The organism is Stenotrophomonas sp. GQ19, from assembly GCF_059758695.1.
Genome location: NZ_JCAXES010000004.1, coordinates 14,748 through 30,426, shown reverse-complemented (window position 1 = coordinate 30,426; position 15,679 = coordinate 14,748). Strand labels below are relative to the sequence as shown.

General features: G+C 68.2%; 13 protein-coding genes. 7 read left to right on the top strand and 6 right to left on the bottom strand.

Annotated elements, in window-relative coordinates:
• Positions 1-57 precede the first annotated feature (57 nt).
• From dapE to map, 5 genes are read right to left on the bottom strand one after another with little or no spacing between them, the layout of a single operon-like run.
• On the bottom strand, positions 58-1,185 hold the full coding sequence (gene dapE / locus AC6CHL_RS09340; protein ID WP_498294226.1) for a succinyl-diaminopimelate desuccinylase: 1,128 nt from the start codon (positions 1,183-1,185) through the stop codon (positions 58-60).
• On the bottom strand, positions 1,182-1,544 hold the full coding sequence (locus AC6CHL_RS09335) for a Spx/MgsR family RNA polymerase-binding regulatory protein (protein ID WP_038689439.1): 363 nt from the start codon (positions 1,542-1,544) through the stop codon (positions 1,182-1,184). The genes dapE and AC6CHL_RS09335 overlap by 4 nt, the downstream gene beginning before the upstream one ends.
• An 8-nt stretch (positions 1,545-1,552) precedes the next feature.
• Positions 1,553-2,626 (bottom strand): 2,3,4,5-tetrahydropyridine-2,6-dicarboxylate N-succinyltransferase, encoded by a 1,074-nt coding sequence (gene dapD, locus AC6CHL_RS09330; protein ID WP_137189005.1) that lies wholly within the window; start codon positions 2,624-2,626, stop codon positions 1,553-1,555.
• The gene (locus AC6CHL_RS09325) at positions 2,626-5,244 is read right to left on the bottom strand and encodes a [protein-PII] uridylyltransferase (protein ID WP_498294369.1); all 2,619 of its coding nucleotides are present in this window, start codon (positions 5,242-5,244) and stop codon (positions 2,626-2,628) included. Before AC6CHL_RS09325 ends, dapD begins: the two co-directional genes overlap by 1 nt.
• Before the next feature lie 20 nt (positions 5,245-5,264).
• Positions 5,265-6,038 carry a type I methionyl aminopeptidase gene (gene map, locus AC6CHL_RS09320; protein WP_038692380.1) on the bottom strand — a complete coding sequence of 258 codons (774 nt, stop codon included), beginning with the start codon at positions 6,036-6,038 and terminating at the stop codon, positions 5,265-5,267.
• 264 nt (positions 6,039-6,302) lie between these two features.
• Between map and AC6CHL_RS09315 the strand changes: the two genes are divergently transcribed.
• The 7 genes from AC6CHL_RS09315 (at position 6,303) to tsf (ending at position 14,122) form a co-directional block, all read left to right on the top strand.
• Entirely contained in the window at positions 6,303-6,827 is a 525-nt protein-coding gene (locus AC6CHL_RS09315) for a Csu type fimbrial protein (RefSeq protein ID WP_038689443.1), read from the top strand.
• A 9-nt stretch (positions 6,828-6,836) separates the two neighbouring features.
• Positions 6,837-7,583: a fimbrial biogenesis chaperone gene (locus tag AC6CHL_RS09310; RefSeq protein ID WP_463600653.1), complete on the top strand. Its 747-nt coding sequence runs from the start codon at positions 6,837-6,839 to the stop codon at positions 7,581-7,583.
• 7 nt (positions 7,584-7,590) lie between these two features.
• Positions 7,591-9,939, top strand: coding sequence for a fimbria/pilus outer membrane usher protein (locus tag AC6CHL_RS09305; protein ID WP_498294225.1), 2,349 nt, complete (start codon positions 7,591-7,593; stop codon positions 9,937-9,939).
• Entirely contained in the window at positions 9,936-10,985 is a 1,050-nt protein-coding gene (locus AC6CHL_RS09300; RefSeq protein WP_038689450.1) for a Csu type fimbrial protein, read from the top strand. Before AC6CHL_RS09305 ends, AC6CHL_RS09300 begins: the two co-directional genes overlap by 4 nt.
• Positions 10,986-11,346: 361 nt before the next feature.
• The gene (locus tag AC6CHL_RS09295; protein ID WP_498294224.1) at positions 11,347-12,063 is read left to right on the top strand and encodes a fimbrial biogenesis chaperone; all 717 of its coding nucleotides are present in this window, start codon (positions 11,347-11,349) and stop codon (positions 12,061-12,063) included.
• A gap of 211 nt (positions 12,064-12,274) precedes the next feature.
• Positions 12,275-13,117 carry a 30S ribosomal protein S2 gene (gene rpsB, locus AC6CHL_RS09290; protein ID WP_038689452.1) on the top strand — a complete coding sequence of 281 codons (843 nt, stop codon included), beginning with the start codon at positions 12,275-12,277 and terminating at the stop codon, positions 13,115-13,117.
• Between the two features lie 126 nt (positions 13,118-13,243).
• Complete coding sequence (gene tsf, locus AC6CHL_RS09285) at positions 13,244-14,122, top strand: translation elongation factor Ts (protein ID WP_038689454.1); 879 nt, start codon at positions 13,244-13,246, stop codon at positions 14,120-14,122.
• A gap of 796 nt (positions 14,123-14,918) precedes the next feature.
• Here tsf and AC6CHL_RS09280 read toward each other — a convergent pair.
• Positions 14,919-15,614, bottom strand: a complete 696-nt coding sequence (locus AC6CHL_RS09280) for an AIM24 family protein (protein ID WP_498294223.1) — start codon at positions 15,612-15,614, stop codon at positions 14,919-14,921.
• Positions 15,615-15,679 lie beyond the last annotated feature (65 nt).

Below are 15,679 nucleotides of genomic sequence, written 5' to 3'. Positions count from 1 at the left end.
GCCGGCCAGCGGCCGGCACTACCGCAATCGAGCGGCGGTTGATTCAACCCGATGGCGTCAGGCGAGCAAACGCTCTATCAACCGCTGGTACAACGCCGGCAGCGCCTCCAGATCCGCGACCCGCACGTTCTCGTCCACCTGGTGGATGCTGGCATTCACCGGCCCCACTTCGATGCATTGCGCGCCCAGCGGTGCGATGAAGCGCGCGTCGGAGGTGCCGCCGCCGGTGCTTTCTTCCGGCGGTGCGCCGGCAAATTCGCCCAGCACCTCGCGCGCCACGCGGCGCAGGGTACCTTCCGGGGTGTAGAACGGCTCGCCGCTGCGATGCCACTTCAGCGTGTAGTCCAGGACATGCGCATCCAGCAGCGCGCCGATGGCCTGCTCCAGCGTCGGCGCGTTCCAGTGCGGGTTGTAGCGCAGGTTGAACAGCACCTGCAGCTCGCCCGGAATCACATTGTTGGCCCCGGTACCGGCATGGATGTTGGACACCTGCAGGCTGGTCGGCGGGAAACTTTCGAAGCCATCGTCCCAGTGCCGTGCGGTGAGTTCGGCCAGTGCCGCAGCGGCCAGATGGATCGGATTGCGCGCCTTGTCCGGATACGCCACATGGCCCTGCACGCCCTTCACCGTCAGCGTCGCCGACAGGCTGCCGCGGCGGCCCACACGCAGCAGGTCGCCCAGCACTGCGGTGGACGACGGCTCACCGGTGATGCACCAGTCGATGGCCTGGCCGCGTTCGCGGAAGATGTCGGCCACGCGACGCACACCGTCGATGGCATCGCCTTCCTCGTCGCTGGTCAGCAGCACGGCCAGCGTGCCGGGATGCTCGGGATGGGCGGCCACGAACTGCTCGGCGGCCACCACGAACGCGGCCACGCTGCCTTTCATGTCCGCCGCACCGCGCCCGTACAGCACGCCATCACGGATCTGCGGATCGAACGGATCGCTGCTCCAGGCCTCGACCGGGCCGGTCGGCACCACGTCGGTATGCCCGAGCAGCACCAGCACCGGCGCGCCCTGGCCGTGGGTCGCCCACAGGTTGTCGACCTCGCCCAGGCGCAGGTGTTCGCAGTGGAAGCCGGCAGCCGCCAGCCGCGCGGCCAGCAACGGCTGGCACCCGGCGTCGTCGGGGGTGACCGACCGCCGTGCGATCAGGTCGCAGGTCAGCGCAAGCACATCGCTCACGCGCCCACCCCGAACCGCTGCTTGAAGCCGTTGTCGGTGAAGCCCTGGGTCATCACGCCATCGGCGGTGACCACCACCGGGCGCTTGATCAACTGCGGGTGCTCGCGCAACAGCAGCTTCCACTCGGCATCGGACGCGGCCGCCTTGCGGTTGTCCGGCAACTGCCGCCAGGTGGTCGACGATTTGTTGACCAGGGCAGCGAAGCCGCCCGCCTGCCCGGCCCAGTCGACCAGCGTTTCCGGTGTCGGCTTCGCTTCGCGGTAGTCGACAAACGCATACGGCACCGCGAAACGATCCAGCCACTTGGTGGCCTTCTTGCAGGTGTCGCAGTTCTTCAACCCATACACGGTGGTGGTCATGGCAGGACTCAGTCGGCCAGGCCGCGCAGCAGGTCGTTGACGCTGGTCTTGCTGCGGGTCTTGGCGTCCACCTGCTTGACGATCACCGCGCAGTACAGCGAGTGCGAGCCGTCCTTGGACGGCAGCTGGCCGGACACCACCACGCTGTACGGCGGTACCGAGCCGTAGCTGATTTCGCCGGTGGCGCGGTTGTACACGCGGGTGCTCTGGCCCAGGAACACGCCCATGCCGATCACGCTGTGGTGGCCGACCACGAAGCCTTCCACCACTTCCGAACGGGCGCCGATGAAGCAATGGTCTTCGATGATGGTCGGGCTGGCCTGCAGCGGCTCGAGCACGCCACCGATGCCGGCGCCGCCGGACAGGTGGCAATGCTTGCCGATCTGCGCGCACGAACCCACCGTGGCCCACGTGTCCACCATGGTGCCTTCACCAACGTAGGCGCCGATGTTGGTGAAGCTCGGCATCAGCACCACGTCCTTGCCGAAATACGTCCCGCGACGGGCAATCGCACCGGGCACCACGCGCACGCCGGCGCGGCGGAACTTGGCCTCGTCAAACCCGGCGAAGCGCGATTCCACCTTGTCCCAGAACGGTGCGGGACGCGCGTCGACCACGGCCATGTCGTTGACGCGGAAGTACAGCAGCACCGCCTTCTTGAGCCACTCGTTGACCTTCCAGCCGCCGTGGCCATCGGGCTCGGCCACGCGGAATTCACCGGTTTCCAGGCCGTCGATGACGCGGCCGACCAGCGGCTTGGTCGAGCCTTCCAGCTCATGCAGGGTCAGCGTGGCACGGCGCTCGAAGGCGCTCTCGATGCCGAACTTCAGCTCTTCCACGCCCGGCGTGGCCGGCTTGCGCAGCGACTTGCGGGCAATGGTGGCGTCGCGGCTGGCGCTGCGCTTGGCCGCGCTCTCGGCCGGGGTGGCGGCCTTGCTGGCCGGGGCCTTCTTCGCAGCGGCCTTCTTCACCGCCGGCACCTTGGCGGCGGCAACGGGCTTCTTCACGGCGGCCGGTGCGGCAGCGGTCTTCTTGGCTGCCGCGGTCTTGGCGGCAGTCTTCTTGGCGGGCTTGGTGGCCATCAGTGGGGGTCTCCGGCGTTTCGATCGGGGTCCAGGCACGCGAGCATCGCGTCGTGCAGCTGCTGCCTGGCAGATTCGGTAAGGGGGTGGTCGTGCTCATCGCTGATCACGAACATGTCTTCGGCGCGCTCGCCGAAGGTGGCGATGCGCGCGTCGTGCACGCGCAGTCGCTGGTTGCGCAGTACGAACGCCACGTCGGCCAGCAGGCCGGGGCGATCAGGGGCGATCAGGCTGAAACGGGTGCCGGGGCTGCCATCGCTGCCGTCGCGGAATTCGATGCGCGGTGCAAAACGGAAATGCCGCAGCTGGCGCGGGATCACCCGGCGCGAGGGCCGCAGCCGGGTCAGGTCGCCGGCCAGCGCATCGCGCAGCGCTGCTTCCAGGCGTGGCGCGTCACCGTCGGCGAAGCTGTCGGCCGGGGTCACTTCGAAGGTATCGAAAATGGTGTCGACCGGGCCGTCCAGCACGCGCGCACGGTGAATGCCGTAGCCCTTGCGGTCCAGCGTCATCACGATCGCGGCGAACAGGCCATCGCGGTCCGGCGACTGCACGAACACTTCCAGTGCGTGGTCGTCCGGGGTGATCCGGCGCACCTTGACCAACGTCTGGCCAGGCTTCACCGGCACCAGTGCGGCGGCCTGCCAGGCTAGCTGCTCCGGGCGCAGGCGGATGAAACTTTCGTCGGGCATCACCGCGAACTGGCGATCGATGGTGGCGTCGTCGTAGCCGCGCTCGCGCACCAGCGCACGCACCGAATCCCGCGCTTCGGCGACCCGCTCGGCGGCCGGCATCTGGTTTTCCAGGCCGTCGCGCAGCGCGCGCCGTGCGGCGAAATACAGGTCGGCCAGCAGCCGGTCCTTCCACGCATTCCACAGCTTGGGGCTGGTGCCGGCGATGTCGGCACAGGTCAGCAGGTACAGGTAGTCCAGGCGGTCGCGGCTGCCCACCAGCGTGGCGAAACGGTGGATCACCTCCGGGTCGGAGATGTCCTGCTTCTGCGCGGTCACCGACATGCGCAGGTGCTGTTCCACCAGCCATGCCACCAATTCGGTGTCCGAACTGCTCAGCGCATGCGCCTGGCAGAACGCGCGCGCATCCACCGCGCCCAGTTCGGAGTGGTCGCCACCGCGTCCCTTGGCGATGTCATGGAACAGCCCAGCGAGCAGCAGCAGTTCGGGCTTGCGCAGGCGCGGCCACACTTCGTGGGCGATCGAGAAACGGTCGTCGGCGCGGCTGCTGGCGAACAGGCCGATGTTCCGCAGCACCATCAGCGTGTGCTGGTCCACGGTGTAGACATGGAACAGGTCGAACTGCATGCGCCCGGACACCTGCGCGAAGGCCGGTACCCACTGGCCCAGCACGCCCAGCCGCGCCATCCGTGCCAGCGTATCGACCGCGCGCGGGCTGCGCAGCAGCGCCATGAACTGCTCGCGCGCCGCGACGTTGGCATCGGTGTACGCCGGCAGCTCCGGCAGCGCTTCGGCCAGCGCACGCGCGGTCAGCGAATGCAGGCCGCGCACATCGGGGTTGTAGGCCCAGCTGGAGAACAGCGCGAACACCTGTTCGATGTCGCCCTGCGGCCAGCGCGCGTCGTTGGCGGCCAGGTAGCCGCGGCGCAGCGAGAAGCCCACGCTGACCGGCTCGGGCACCGCTTCGCCGTCGAACTGTTCCTCGAAACGCTGCAGCAGCCGGTCGCTGATCCGCCGCACCACGCTGGCGCTGCGGTAGAAGCCCTGCATCATCTTTTCCACGGCCAGGCTTTCAAGGTCGTCCTCGAAGCCCAGGCGCGCGGCCAGGGTTTTCTGGTAGTCGAAGCGCAGGCGTTCTTCGGGGCGGTTGGCCAGCAGATGCAGGCCGAAGCGCAGCCGCGCCAGCGCGCAGCGTTCGCGCTTCAGCGCGGCCGCTTCGTCGGCGCCCAGATGGCCCAACCCGACCAGCGCTTCAAGGTCGCGCACGCCGAACGCACGCAGGGCCATCCAGCCCAGCGTATTGAGATCGCGCAGCCCGCCCGGGCCGTCCTTGATGTCCGGTTCCAGGTTGTCGGCGGTGTCGCCGAAGCGCTGGTGGCGGGCCAGCAGCTCTTCGCGCTTGGCCAGGAAGAATTCGCGCGGCGGCCACAGGCCGTCGGTATTGACCGCCGCCTTCAGCGCGAGGCGTGCCGCCTCATCGGCCAGCAGCGGCCGCGACTCGATCAGCGCGGTCATCACGGTTTGATCCGCACTGGCCTCGATGCACTCGGCCGCCGAGCGCACCGCGTGGCTGACCGGCAGCCCGCAGTCCCAGAGCAGCGCGAACAGCCGCGCCAGGCTGGATTCGTGCTGGCGCTGGTGCCCGGGCTCGCCGAATACCAGCAGGTCGATGTCCGAGCGCGGGAACAGTTCGCCGCGTCCGTAACCGCCCACGGCAAACAGCGCCAGGCCGCTACCGGCCGGCAGGCAACGCTGCCAGGCCAGCCGGATCAGGTGGTCGGCCGCACGCGCGCGCAACGCCAGCAGGCGCTCGATGTTGTCGCCCTGGTCGAAGCGGCGGTACAGCCGCGCGTCGGTCTGCTGCAGCGATTGCCGCGCCAGCGCCGACCATTCCAGGTCGGTGACGGACGCTGCCGGCGCGTCCAGCATCGGGCTCGCCGGCAACATGCTCAGACCTGCGATTCGCCGGGCGAGAGGGTCAGCACGTCCACGCCGGTCTCGGTGACCGCGATCATGTGCTCCCACTGTGCCGACAACTTGCGGTCCTTGGTCACCACGGTCCAGCCATCGGGCAGCACCTTGTTGTAGCGGGTGCCCTCGTTGATCATCGGTTCGATGGTGAAGGTCATGCCCGGCTGCAGCACCAGACCCTGGCCCGGGCGGCCGTAATGCACCACCTGCGGCTCATCGTGGTAAACCTTGCCGATGCCGTGGCCGCAGTACTCGCGCACCACGCTGAAACGCTCGCCTTCTGCCAGGCTCTGGATGGCATGGCCGATGTCGCCCAGGGTGGCGCCCGGCTTGACCGCACGGATGCCGGCCCACATGGCCTGGTAGGTGGTGTCGACCAGGCGCTTGGCCATCGTCGACGGCGTACCGGCGTAGTACATGCGGCTGGTGTCGCCGTGCCAGCCGTCCTTGATCACGGTGACATCGATGTTGACGATGTCGCCGTCCTTGAGGACCTTGGCTTCGCTGGGAATGCCGTGGCAGATCACGTTGTTGACCGACGTGCAGACCGTCTTGGGGAAGCCACGGTAGCCGACGTTGGCCGGCGTGGCCTTCTGCACGTTGATGATGTGGTCGTGGCAGATGCGGTCCAGCTCTTCGGTCGTCACGCCGGGCTTTACATACGGGGTGACGATGTCGAGCACCTCGCTGGCCAGGCGGCCGGCGATGCGCATCAGTTCGATTTCCTGGGGGGTTTTCAGATTCACGCTCATGGCGCCCATTATCGCCGATCCGGGACCAATCTGAACGGGATCGGGTGGAACGCTGACAGCCGGGATTGGGGCTGGGCCTTGGTCAGATAGCTGAACCAGCGTGATCTACATCGCAAAACGCGCTCCCATGCCGAAAACGGCCATCGATTTCCCCGGATCTCACGGCTCCCATACAGCGCCGAACCTATAACCGGGACAAGACCGCAGTAGAAGTCCGGCAGCATCGTGTTGTTCAGCAAGGACCGTCGTCCAAGGAGCATGCCCATGCGATTTCTCCGCACTACCGTACTCAGCCTGGCCGTCGCCAGCCTGGCCGCGCCCGCCCTGGCGGCTGATACCACCACCTTCAACGTCAAGATCATCATCACCAAGGCGTGCACGATCACCGCCGCGGCCGCCACCGACGTGGACTTCGGTTCGGCCCTGTCCACCGCCACCACTCCGTCGAACGCGCAGGGCACGATCACCGCCCAGTGCTCGGCGCTGACCCCGTATACGGTTGCCCTCAACGCAGGCGCCAATGCCGGCACGGCCAATGACGTGACCACCCGGCGCATGAAGAACACCGACGTCAGCGTGACCGCCAACAACTTCGTCGGTTACCAGCTCTACCGCGACGCCGCGCATACCGATGTGTGGGGCACCACCACCGGCACCAACACCGCCGCCGGCATCGGCACCGGCCTGGCACAGACGCTCAACGTCTACGGCCAGATCGCCAACCCCAGCGTCAACAACGCCGCTGCGGGCAATTACCAGGACACCATCACCGCCACCATCACCTACTGAGGGTCCGCCATGCCGATTTCCGCAGGGCGACGCCCGTGGCGGTTCGGGTACGCGGCCCTTGGCTGGCTGTGGCTGCTGATGGGGAGCGCCACCGCCGCGAGCCTGCAGGTCGCCCCTACGTCGTTGCAGCTCACGCCGCGCCAGAACGCCGACGCGCTGTGGCTCACCAACAGCGGCACCGCACCGGTCCAGGTGCAGGTGCGGGTGTTCGAATGGCGCCAGGACGGCGGCCAGGACCAGCTTCTGCCCACCACCGAGCTGCAGGTGAGCCCGCCCATGCAGGCGCTGGCCGCCGGCCAGCAGCAGCTGATCCGGGTGGTGCGCAGCGACCCCGCCCCGCCCACCGCCCAACGCGCCTACCGGGTGGTGGTGGACGAACTGCCCAGCGCGGTGCCACAGGGCACCGGCATGCAGTTCGTGCTTCGCTATTCGATGCCGGTGTTCATCCAGCCCGCGGGCGAGGCCCCGCTCAAACACGCGCTGCAGGCCCGCCTGCTGCGGCTTGATGACGGGCGGCCGGCCCTGGAGGTACACAACAGCGGCAACAGCTATGCGCAACTGGCCGATATCGGCCTGGGCAGTGCGGATCGGCCGCAGATCGTGCACCCCGGCCTGCTCGGCTATGTCCTGGGCGGACAGACCATGCGCTGGCCGCTGGATGTTCCGGCGGCCCGCCTCGCAGGCGCCACGTTCTCGGCGAAGATCAATGGCGAGTCGGCCCAGACGCCGCTGCCCGTCGCGCCTGCGGCTCGCTGAGGCCTGCATGCGGATGCTGCTCACCGCGACGCTGGCACCGTGCGCGGCGATGGCGGCCGACGCGGACATCGGGGTGTCCGGCGAAGCCCTGCTGCCGCCGCCGACGCCACTGACCGCCGGGCAGACGCTGTACCTGGAAGTGACCCTCAACCAGGCACCGCGGGGCCTGCTGCCCTTCACCGAGCTGCAGGGCCGGCTGATGGCCTCGCCCGCCACCCTGCGCCAGCTGGGCTTTTCCGCGCGGGGCGAGGAACCGGTCGCGCTGGACCTGCTCAGCGGCGTAGTGGTGCGCTACGACGCGAGCATGCAGACGCTGGCCCTGGACGTGCCGCTGGAGCAGCTGTCGTTGCCGACCACACGGCTGGAGCGCCCGGCCGAAACCGCACCGACAGCGGCGGCATCGCCCGGCGCGCTGCTCAACTACGACGTGTACGGCAGCCACACCGAAGGCGGCGGCAACCTCGCCCTGACCACCGAACTGCGCCTGTTCGGGCTGGGTCGCGGCGTGTTCGAATCCAGTGCACTGCTGCGCACCTACCAGGATCCGGAAGACCGTCAGTGGCGGGGTGAAAGCGTGCGCCTGGATACCGCGTGGCGGCTGGATTTCCCCGATTCGGCCGTCACCCTCACGGTGGGCGACTTCTACAGCGGCTTCGTCGACTGGAGCCGCCCGGTGCGCATGGGCGGCGTGCAGATCGGGCGCAACTACGGCCTGCAACCTTATCGCGTACTGACCCCCACCCCCACCTTCCTCGGCGAGGCGGTGGTGCCCTCCAATGTGGAGCTGTATGTGGACGGCCTGCGCCAGTACAACGGCGAGGTTCCGGTCGGGCCGTTCCAGCTGGCCGCGCAACCCGGCATCAGCGGCATCGGCAACGCCCAGGTGGTCATCACCGACGCGTTCGGCCGCATGCAGACCCTGGACTTCGCGTTCTACGGCGCCCAGCAACTGCTGGCCAAGGGGTTGTCGGACTGGTCGGCCGGCGTGGGCCGGATGCGCCGCGACTACGGCATCCGCTCGTTCGGCTACGAAGCGCCGGTGATCGGCAGCGCGACCTGGCGCTACGGCGCCAGCGACAGCTTCACCGCCGAGACGCACCTGGAAGGCGGCGGCGGGGTGCTCAATGGCGGGGCCGGTGGCTGGTGGCTGCTTGGCGGCGCCGGCGTGCTCAACGCCGCCTACGCGCACAGCCGCCTGGACGGTCTGCAGGGCGGCCAGTATTCGCTGGGGTACAGCTGGAACAACCGGCGCTTCAACCTCAACCTGCTCACCCGGCGCACCCATGGCGACTACCGCGACCTGGGCGCGCTGCAGAACACGCTGCCGCCGGACATCAGCGAACAGGCCACCGTGGGCCTCAACCTGGCACGCGCCGGCTCGCTCAGCGCCAGCTACCTGCGGCTGCGCTATCCCGACGGCGATGACAACCGCTACGCCAGCCTGTTCTGGTCGCGCAGCTTCGGCGAGCGCTGGTCGGCCTACCTGTCGTTCAACCAGAACCTGTCCGACAGCGACGACCGCAGCGCCTACCTGTCGGTGTCGGCCGCGCTCGGCCGCAACCGCCAGAGCAGCGTGTCGGCGCAGCGCAACGGCGAGCGCGTGACCTACGTGGCCGACGTCTCCCAACCGGTGCCAGGCGATGGCAGCCAGGGCGGATACGGCTGGCGCGTGCAGGCGCGCGGTGGCGATGACGGCGCCGGCGGGCTGGCCGAACTGGGCTGGCTCAACCAGGTAGGCCGCTACGCGCTGGGCTATTCACGGCAGGGCGATTTCGACTACGGCTATGCCAACGCCAGCGGCAGCCTGGTGTGGATGGGCGGGCATCTGTTTGCCGCGCGCGAAGTAACCGATGCGTTCGCGCTGGTCTCCACCGATGGCCACCCCGGCATTCCGGTGCGGCTGGAGAACCGCCTGATCGGCAGTACCGACCGTAACGGCCTGCTGTTGGTGACCTCGCTGCTGTCCTGGCAGCGCAACCGGCTCTCGATCGACACCCTGGACCTGCCCGCGGACATGCGCGCCGATCGCGTGGATGCCTGGGTCACCCCGCGCCAGAGCGCCGGGCTGGGCGTGGACTTCGGCCTGCGCCGCACCCTCGCCTGGAGCGTGGTGCTGCAGGATGCCGCCGGCCTGCCGCTGCCGGTGGGCAGCACCGTGCTGCTGCCCGGCGGGCGTACCGCCACGGTGGGCTACGACGGCGAGACCTACCTGGAGGACGTGGCGTTGCCGGCAGACCTGCAGGTACAACTGCCGGACGGCCGCTGCAGCGTACGGCTGGCCCCGGCCGTGGCCCCCACCTCGCCCGGCACCACGCGGATCGGCCCGCTACGCTGCCTGCCGGTGCCGGCGCGATGAACGCCGTGCGGTTGATCGCCGTGCTGCTGGTACTGGCCCTGGCCTGCCATATCGCCCCGGCGCGTGCGGCTACCACCTGCACGGCCACCGCGCCGACCGCACTGGCGTTCGGCACCATCACCAACGGTGCCGCCACCGCGACCAACGCCGTGACCAGCTTCACCATCACCTGCACCACCGCCGCACTGAGCGTCCTCGGCAGCGCCAGCGTGCGCGCCTGCCTGAAGATCGGCACCGGCAGTACCGGCAGCACCCTGCTGCCCACCCGCAGCATGACCAACGCCAGCGCCGACCCGATGGCCTTCCAGCTGTACACCAATGCGGGGCGCACCACGGTGTGGGGCACGGTACCCGCCGGGACCCCGCCCGCTGCGGTGGTCACGCTCAGCTACGCCGTGCCGCTGCTCACCGGCGGCAGCGGCGCCCAGACCATCACCGTGTACGGGCAGGTGCCGGCCGCGCAGGTGCTGTCGGCCGGCAGCTTCGCCAGCACGTTCACCGCCGCCAACGTCAGCCTGGAATACGCGTACAACGAGAGCGTCATCGGTACCGCGCAGCCGCCGGCGCTGTGCACCACGGCCAGTGGCGTCAGCGGCCACAAGACCGCCGACAGCGCCTTCCCGTTCACCGTCAGCGCCAACGTGCTGCCCCAATGCAGCACCTACGTCACCACGGACATGGATTTCGGCAGCAATGCCGGGGCGATCACCGCCAACCGGGACCGCACCTCCACCATCGGCCTGACCTGCATCAACCGCACCGCCTACAGCATCGGCCTGGACAACGGGCAGAGCGCGCAGGGCACCACCCGGCGCATGCGCTTCACCGCACCGGACAGCAGCGTCTACTACATTCCCTACGAGCTGTACCGCGACCCGGCACGCTCGCAGCGCTGGGGCAACACCCTCAACACCGACACCCAGTCCGGCACCGGCAACGGCGCGGCGCAGACGCTGACGGTGTACGGCCGGGCCCCGCCTACCACTGGCGCGATACCTGCGCAGGGCAGCTATAACGACGTGATAACCGTCACCATCACTTATTGAACTAGTCCACACATCGACTCAAGCGGATGCGATCCCGGCCGTTAACGGTCGCATCCCCCGCCGTGCGATGTTCGATGCCCCCGCGATCGCCTTCCGTCGTCCTGGCCAGCCTGCTGGCGCTCTGTGCCGCCGCATCGCCCGCCACCGCCCGCCCCGCCGCGGGCGGCAGCGCCGGGCTGCGGATCGGGGTGCGGATCGTCGCCGACTGCAGCCACCCCGGCACGCCCCGCGAACCGGCCTGCCGACCCGCACAGCAGCGCAGCGACGGTCGCCAGCCGGTCCCCGCCCAGGTGACGGCCCTGAGCCCGGCGCCCGCGACATCGCGCCCCGGGCAGCCGGACGTGGTCACGGTCACTTACTGATGCGACCCGCCGCGGCACTCGTGCTCGGTGCGCTGGCGGCGCTGCCTGTGTACGCCCTGGAGATCAGCCCGGTCCGCGTGTCGGTACCGGCCGGCCCGGCCCACGCCGAGCTGTGGCTGGCCAACCCCGACGGCGCAGCCTGGTCTGGCGAGGCCCGGCTGTACCGCTGGGAACAGGCGGGCGACCAGGAACGGCTGGTGCCCGCCGCGGACCTGGCCGTGAGCCCGGCCCGGCTGGAGATCGCCCCGGGCCAGCGCCAGCGGGTCCGCGTGGTCCGTCTCGGCGCCGTGCCCGACGCCGTCCAGCACGGCTACCGGCTGGTGATCAGCCCGGACCCGGACCTGGGCGCCGGCGCCGGCGCCGGCGTTGCACGGTACTCATTGCCGGTGTTCGTGGAGCCCGACAGGCCGGGGGTGCCGCTGCCACGGGTGCGGGTCGGCACCGATGGCAACCCGTCGGCGCCGCGCCTGCGCCTCTATAATGACGGCGACGGCCATGCCCACCTGGCAGATCTCGTCTTCGTGGACGCCCACGGGCGTCGCCACCCGCTGATCGAGGGCCTGGCCGGCTATGTGCTGCCGCGCAGTGCCCGCAGCTGGGACCTGCCGCCGCGACCGGATGGCTACGCCGGCGGCCAGTTCCGGGCCCGGCTCAACGATGCCGCCGACGCCCCACTTCCCACCGCGATTGCGCCTGCCCCCGGCACCGGGCTATAATCGACCGGATCCCTGCCGCCTTGGCGCGGGAATACGTCAACACCGGACGTCACCGGTGAATTCACACCTGCCGCCCATATCCGTGCCGGGGTGCTCCGCAAGGAGTTCGGTCACGGAAGCGACAGGGAAGCCAAACCCCGGAACCACCCGCCTCGCGGCGGACCGCCCTCTATTACCCGTGGCGGCCGGTTCCCTATCAGGAGTTACTGCAATGCCTCAGGTCACCATGCGTCAGATGCTGGAAGCCGGCGTCCACTTCGGCCACCAGACCCGTTACTGGAACCCCAAGATGGGCCAGTACATCTTCGGCGCCCGCGGCAAGATCCACATCATCAACCTGGAAAAGACCGTTCCGCTCTTCAATGACGCGATGAACTTCATTTCCAGCGTTGCGCAGAAGCGCGGCACCATCCTGTTCCTGGGCACCAAGCGCAGCGCCCGCGAGTCGATCCGTGAAGAAGCCGAGCGTTGCGGCATGCCCTTCATGAACCAGCGTTGGCTGGGCGGCACCCTGACCAACTTCCGTACCGTGAAGCAGTCGGTTGCCCGCCTGAAGGAACTGGAAGCCGGCGAAACCGACGGCAGCTTCGAGAAGCTGGTCAAGCACGAAGTGCTGGGCCTGCGTCGCGAGCGCGACAAGCTGGAAGCCTCGCTGGGCGGCATCAAGGACATGAACCGTCTGCCCGACGCGATCTTCGTCATCGATATCGGCCACGAAGACATCGCCATCAAGGAAGCCAAGAAGCTCGGCATCCCGGTGATCGCCGTGGTTGATACCAACTACAACCCGGAACTGGTCGACTACGCGATCCCGGGCAACGACGACGCCATCCGTGCCGTGCAGCTGTACGCCCGCGCCGCTGCCGACGCCGTGCTGGAAGGCAAGGCTGCTGCGCCGCACGCTGCCACCGTCCGCGAAGAAGAGTTCAGCGAAGCCGCTGCTGGCGAAGAAGCCAAGCCGGCCCGCCGCGCTCCGGCCAAGAAGGCTGCTGCCGCTCCGGCCGCTGAAGCTCCGGCTGCCGACGCTCCGGCGGCTGGCGAAGCCCAGGCCTGATCCAGGCCCACGGTGGGCGCCACGCGCCCACCGTTCCTGTCCGCTGCCGATGGCGCGACGACAGGACACTGTCACACGGGCCGGCCACCATGCCGGCCCAACCCCTTTCTTTCGTGAGGAAATCCCGTGGAAATCACTGCTTCCCTGGTCAAGGAACTGCGCGAGCGCACTGGCGCCGGCATGATGGAGTGCAAGAAGGCACTCGTCGAAAACGGCGGCAACATCGACGCCTCGGCCGAATGGCTGCGCAAGTCCGGCCTGGCCAAGGCCGACAAGAAGGCTGACCGCGTGGCTGCCGAAGGCATCATCGTGGCTGCACAGGACGGCAACAAGGCCGTGCTGGTGGAAGTCAACTCGGAAACCGACTTCGTCGCCAAGGACAGCAACTTCCTGGACTTCACCAAGGCTGTCGGCGCTACCGCGCTGAGCTCCGGTGCTGCCGACATCGACGCACTGAAGGCCGCCAAGCTGCCGACCGGTGAGACGATCGAAGAAGCCCGCGCCGCGGTGATTGCCAAGGTCGGCGAGAAGGTCGACGTGCGTCGCATCGTGCGTCTGGAATCGACCAACAACGTTGCTGCCTACGTGCACGGCGGCCGCATCGGCGTGCTGGTGGAACTGGCCGGCGGCGACGCCGAGCTGGCCCGTGGCTTGGCCATGCACGTGGCTGCGATGAACCCGCCGCACAACAAGGCGGCCGATGTGCCGGCCGAGTTCGTTGCGAAGGAGAAGGAAATCGAGCTGGCCAAGATGACCGACAAGGACAAGTCCAAGCCGGCCGACATCCTGGAAAAGATCATCAGCGGCAAGATCGCCAAGATCGTGAACGAAGTGACGCTGTACGGCCAGCCGTACGTGCTGGACACCAACCAGTCGGTCGAGCAGGTGCTGAAGGCTGCCGGCGCGGACGTGGTGGGCTTCAAGCGCCTGGCCGTTGGCGAAGGCATCGAGAAGGTGGTGGAAGACTACGCCGCCGAAGTGATGAAGCAGGCTGGTCTGGCCTGATCCACTACGCTGTCGCTTCGGTGATGGCGGGTTGATCTGCTTCTACGAAAAAACCCGGCTTCGGTCGGGTTTTTTTGTGGGTGGTTGTTTTTTTTCGAAGCGTAAAGCGTAGGGCAAAAGCGCAGAGCTGGTTTCCTTGCTGTTTGCGGTTCCGTGCAGGCTGGCAGGCTTACCCCCTGCCGGGACACGCCGTGAACCCATCCCTGGGGGCTCGTGGGCGCCATCCATGGCGCCCAACGGTCCCGGCAGGGGGTAAGCCTGCCAGCCCCGACGTTGTTTCGCTAACGGATGGATGGGGAACAGCGGGGCTGTGTTTTTGCTGTTGATTGGGGCTTGGTGGGTACGGTTGGTTTGTTTGGATGGGCTGGATGGGTTGGATGGTTTTTTATTTGGGGTGGGTATTGGGTGGTTTGGAGCAGCCGACCAACGGTCGGCTCTACCCCCAAATCCCCTACCTACCCACCCATCTAACCGCACGCCGGCCGGCCAACTGCCGGCCACTAACCAGCCACCAACCATCAGCAAACCGACACCCCACTGGCCGCCGGCTGCTGCCCTCCCAACGCACCCGCACTCTGTCGGGGGTTGGTGCGGGTGGGTTGGCGGGACCGTTGGGCGCCATGGATGGCGCCCACGAGCCTCCAGGGATGGATTCACGGCGTGTCCCGCCAACCCACCCGCACCGACCCAGCCCCCAGCACCGCGGCGCCGCAGTTGCAGTTGCAGTTGCAGTTGCAGTTGACCTTGACGTCGCCGTAAAAAAGCCGCGCGCCAGCGCACAACCATCAACCCACCCTCACCCCTTGGACTGGAACGACACTTCCTCGTACGGCTGCACCACCACCCAGCCCTCGCCGGCAAACCGCATCTGCAGGCTCTCGCCCGACCCGCGCCCCACCAGCGTGCCCAACGAAATGTCCGCCACGATCTCCGGCACCAGCGACCCCGACCAGGCCACCGTCGCGTTCGGATCGGTGAACACCGGACCCGTCTGCGCGTTCACCGGCAGCGTCATCGGCTCGTAGTGCGACGTCATCGCCACGATCCCGTGCCCGCTCAACTGAATGTTGAACAGACCGCCCGACAGCATCCCCGCCACCTTCTTCATCATCGTGATCTTCGACGCGATCCCCGTCTCGAAGGCCAGCACATCATTGCCGTTCACGAAAATCGACTCCCCCGCCAGCCGCAGCAACGTCACCTCCTTGCCCGCGTCGGCCAGGTACACCCGCCCCTGGCCCTCCACCTTCATCAACTGCAGACCCTCGCCAGTCACCATCTTCTTCAGCAGCGTGCCCAGCCCCTGCTCCAGCAGCCCCTGCCGGGTGAACTTCACCCCGCCCTTGCGCGCCACCATCGAACCGGCCTTTGCCCAGACCATCCCATCCACCCGGACCTCCAGCATGTGCGGGCTTTCCAGCTCGAACGCATCCGCGCTGACATCCTTCTCCTGGGTGGTGGACAAAAACTCCTGCAACGTCTTTACGGCCATGTCGTGCGTCATCCATGCAAAGGGAGCGCGAATGGTAGCGCCCCTCCCCCTGCGCCGGGGAATGT

Bases quoted from the DNA above. Each gene is read 5' to 3' on its own strand.
- AC6CHL_RS09335 (WP_038689439.1), bottom strand. From the start codon at position 1,544: ATGACCACCACCGTGTATGGGTTGAAGAACTGCGACACCTGCAAGAAG.
- dapD (WP_137189005.1), bottom strand. From the start codon at position 2,626: ATGGCCACCAAGCCCGCCAAGAAGACTGCCGCCAAGACCGCGGCAGCC.
- AC6CHL_RS09325 (WP_498294369.1), bottom strand. From the start codon at position 5,244: ATGCTGGACGCGCCGGCAGCGTCCGTCACCGACCTGGAATGGTCGGCG.
- map (WP_038692380.1), bottom strand. From the start codon at position 6,038: ATGAGCGTGAATCTGAAAACCCCCCAGGAAATCGAACTGATGCGCATC.
- AC6CHL_RS09315 (WP_038689443.1), top strand. From the start codon at position 6,303: ATGCGATTTCTCCGCACTACCGTACTCAGCCTGGCCGTCGCCAGCCTG.
- AC6CHL_RS09310 (WP_463600653.1), top strand. From the start codon at position 6,837: ATGCCGATTTCCGCAGGGCGACGCCCGTGGCGGTTCGGGTACGCGGCC.
- AC6CHL_RS09305 (WP_498294225.1), top strand. From the start codon at position 7,591: ATGCGGATGCTGCTCACCGCGACGCTGGCACCGTGCGCGGCGATGGCG.
- AC6CHL_RS09300 (WP_038689450.1), top strand. From the start codon at position 9,936: ATGAACGCCGTGCGGTTGATCGCCGTGCTGCTGGTACTGGCCCTGGCC.
- AC6CHL_RS09295 (WP_498294224.1), top strand. From the start codon at position 11,347: ATGCGACCCGCCGCGGCACTCGTGCTCGGTGCGCTGGCGGCGCTGCCT.
- rpsB (WP_038689452.1), top strand. From the start codon at position 12,275: ATGCCTCAGGTCACCATGCGTCAGATGCTGGAAGCCGGCGTCCACTTC.
- AC6CHL_RS09280 (WP_498294223.1), bottom strand. From the start codon at position 15,614: ATGGCCGTAAAGACGTTGCAGGAGTTTTTGTCCACCACCCAGGAGAAG.